We start from the raw sequence: 2,716 nt of genomic DNA, 5'->3' as shown, positions 1-2,716 counted from the left end.
TTTAGAGACAGCTGCCCGCCGTCCGGGCGCAGCAGGCGCACCAGCGCGCGGCCCAGGGTGGTCTTGCCCGAGCCGGACTCGCCGACTATGCCCAGGCACTCGCCGGGGCGCAGACTGAAGGATGCGTCAACCAGCGCGGTGACCCGACGCCGGCGCCAGAGCCCCTGGCGGCTGTCGTAGTGCTTGTGCAGGCCGGCCACTTCCAGCAGCGGCGCGGCGTCCGCGGCGAAGCGGCGCGGGCCGCGCGGAGCATGGTTCAACGCCGCCAGCAACTGGCGGGTGTAGGAATGCTGCGGAGCATCCAGTACCTGGCGCAGCGCGCCCTGTTCGACGACGCGGCCCTTTTCCATCACCAGCACGCGGTCGGCGATGGCCTCCACCACGGCGAAATCATGGGTGATCAGCAGCACCGCCATGCCCTTCTCGCGGCGGATGCGCCGCAGCAGGTCGAGCACCTGCGCCTGGGTGCTGACGTCCAGCGCCGAGGTCGGCTCGTCGGCGATCAGCAGCGCCGGCTCCAGCGCCAGGGCGATGGCGATCACCACCCGCTGGCGCTGGCCGCCGGAGAGCTGGAAGGGATAGGCGTGGTAGAGGGTCTGCGGTTCGGGCAGGCCGACGTAGCCGAGCAGGTCGAGCACTCGCTCGCGGCGCTTCGCGGCCTGCGCCACGCCGTGGGCACGCAGGCTCTCGTCGATCTGCCGGCCGATGCTCATAAGCGGGTTGAGCGCGCTCATCGGTTCCTGGAACACCATGGCGATGTCCTTGCCGCGCAGCTCCCGCATGCCCTCCTCGCTGCGCCCCGCCAGGTCCTCACCGCGAAAGCGGATGCTGCCTGCCACCGGCTTCAGGTGCGCCGGCAGCAGGCGCAGGATGGCATTGGCCAGCATCGACTTGCCCGAGCCGGATTCGCCGACCACACAGAGTACTTCACCGGCCGCCAGGTCGACGGACAAACCGCTGACCGCGCTGGCACGGTCGCCGCCCGCCGGCAGGTCGATGCGCAGGTCGCGCACTTCCAGTAGTTGCTCGCTCATGGCCGTCCTCCGTGGCCGGGCGCCTGCACGGCTTCGCGCAGCGCTTCGCCGACGCGCTGCACCGAGAGCACCGTGAGCAGGATCGCCACGCCCGGCAGCAGGCTCATCGAAGGGGCTTCGCGCAGCAGATTGCGCGAGGCATTGATCATGTAGCCCCAGCTCATCGCTTCCGGATCGCCCAGGCCGAGGAAGGCCAGCGCGGCTTCGGTGAGGATGGCGGCAGCCAGGATGAAGGTCAGGCTTACCAGCAGTGGCGACAGCGCGTTGGGCAGGATCTGCACGAAGACGATGCGCGCCGGGCGCTGGCCGAGCACCAGCGCCGCCTGGACGAACTCGCGCTGGCGCAGGCTCATGAATTCGCTGCGCACCAGCCGCGCCACCGGAGGCCAGGCCACCAGCGCGAGAGCGAGCACCACCGAGCCCACCGAGGGTTCCATCAGCGCCACCAGCACCACCGCCAGGACGAGCTGCGGAATGATCTGGAAGCACTCCGCGATGCGCATCAGCAGCTCGTCGATCCAGCCGCCGAAATAGCCGGCGGTGGCGCCAATCAGCAGTGCCGGCAGCAGGGTCGCCAGCGTCGCCAGCAGCCCCACGGTCAGCGAAGTGCGAGCGCCGTAAAGCAGCCCTATAGCGATATCGCGGCCGAGCATGTCGGTGCCCAGCCAGTGGCTGGCGACGTTGAACGGTGGGATCAGCGGCCGCGCCAGCATCTCCCAGGGCGAAGCCGAGCACAGCCAGGGCGCCAGCAGTGCCGACAGCGACAGCAGGACCAGGAAGCCGGCGGCCAGCAGCGCGCCGGGACGGAGGAAGGCAAGGCGCAGGCTCATCGCACCTCCCCCGCCGCGCCGATGCGCGGGTCCAACAGGCGGCAGAGCAGATCGGTGAGGAAGTTGAACGCCACCACCAGGCAGGAGATCACCAGGAACACACCCAGCAGCAGCGCGTAATCACGCTGGCTGAGCGCGTCGTAGAGCAGCCGGCCGATGCCCGGCCAGGCGTAGACAACCTCGATCAGCAACGCGCCACTGGCGAGTTGGCCGAGCTGCAGGCCGGCGAAGGTCACCACCGGTACCAGGGCATTGCGTAGCACATGGGCGAGCAGGATTCGCCCTTCGCCCAGCCCCTTGGCGCGGGCGAGGCGCACATGTTCCTGGGGCAGGATGTCGAGCATGGCGCTGCGCGTCAGGTGCACGTACATCGCCAGCGAGAGGAAGCTCAGCGACAGGCACGGCAGCAGCAGATGGCCGAGGCGATCCGCCCACCAGTCCCAGCCGCTCAGGTCGGCACCGACGCTCTGCATGCCGAAGGCCGGCAGCCAGCCGAGCTGCACGGAGAACAGCAGCACCAGCAGCAGGGCCAGCCAGAACGGTGGCGTAGCGAACAGCACCCAGACGGCGCGGCCAATGAAGCGGTCGAGGCGGCCGCTGCCCTGCTGGCTGCGCGCGGCGAGCACGCCGAGGGTCACGCCCAGGGTGAGCGACACGGCGAAGGCCGATCCCATCAACAGCAGCGTGGCCGGCAGGCGCTCGGCGATCAGTTGCCAGACGCCTTCCTGGTTGCGGTAGGAGTAGCCCAGGTCGAGGTGAGCGATCTGCGCGAGGTAGCGCCACCAGCCTCAACGACAGCTACGCCGAGGTCTACCTGGAGCCAGCCAAGCAATGAATGTGCTGCTGTACGCC

The 2,716-nt window shown here is 69.4% G+C and carries 3 protein-coding genes; all 3 read right to left on the bottom strand.

Features of this window, described 5'->3' with window-relative positions:
- Positions 1-1,034: ATP-binding cassette domain-containing protein (locus ACCC94_RS29085; protein WP_413353048.1), on the bottom strand; the 1,034-nt coding region annotated here is incomplete at its 3' end.
- Entirely contained in the window at positions 1,031-1,864 is an 834-nt protein-coding gene (locus ACCC94_RS29080) for an ABC transporter permease (RefSeq protein WP_413353047.1), read from the bottom strand. The genes ACCC94_RS29080 and ACCC94_RS29085, both read right to left, overlap by 4 nt.
- Positions 1,861-2,538, bottom strand: a complete 678-nt coding sequence (locus tag ACCC94_RS29075; protein ID WP_413353046.1) for an ABC transporter permease — start codon at positions 2,536-2,538, stop codon at positions 1,861-1,863. The genes ACCC94_RS29080 and ACCC94_RS29075 overlap by 4 nt, the downstream gene beginning before the upstream one ends.
- Positions 2,539-2,716: the final 178 nt, after the last annotated feature.

Origin of the sequence: Pseudomonas sp. Pseusp97, from assembly GCF_047304025.1 — a bacterium.
Lineage (GTDB): Bacteria > Pseudomonadota > Gammaproteobacteria > Pseudomonadales > Pseudomonadaceae > Pseudomonas.
The sequence above is the reverse complement of the archived record's forward strand: the minus strand, read 5'-3'. Positions and strand labels throughout refer to the sequence as shown.

What these genes read in the sequence shown, in the direction of transcription:
- ACCC94_RS29080 (WP_413353047.1), bottom strand. Translation starts at nt 1,864, where the DNA reads ATGAGCCTGCGCCTTGCCTTCCTCCGTCCCGGCGCGCTGCTGGCCGCC.
- ACCC94_RS29075 (WP_413353046.1), bottom strand. Translation starts at nt 2,538, where the DNA reads ATGGGATCGGCCTTCGCCGTGTCGCTCACCCTGGGCGTGACCCTCGGC.